At 46.8% G+C, this 348-nt stretch carries 1 pseudogene; it reads right to left on the bottom strand.

Annotation, left to right across the window (positions count from 1 at the left end):
* Positions 1-348, bottom strand: a pseudogene (locus tag ACZYR9_RS27615) (NADH-dependent alcohol dehydrogenase); the annotation flags it as partial.

The raw sequence follows: 348 nt of genomic DNA, 5'->3' as shown, positions 1-348 counted from the left end.
AAGGGTGCCGTTCAATGCCATCGTGCCGCTGTACATAATCGTTTCGCGATATTCGTATTGCTTCGGATTTTCCAGCACCTTTGGCGCTGTGGCGATGAAGGTCCGTAGAATGGTTTCGCAAAACCCGTCCTGAATGGGGGAATTTACGGTATGGTTGAAATACTGCTCTATCACGTGAGACATAATATCTACGATCCCGTAAATCGTTTGGTCTTTGGGTACCGTATAGGTAAACTCGGGATTAAGTATTGAGAACTTAGGGAACACCAGCGGATTGCTCCAACCGTACTTTTCCTGCGTTTCACAATTGGTGATGACCGAGCCTGAATTCATTTCTGATCCGGTTGC

Source organism: Paenibacillus sp. F024 (assembly GCF_057814255.1).
The sequence above is the reverse complement of the archived record's forward strand: the minus strand, read 5'-3'. Positions and strand labels throughout refer to the sequence as shown.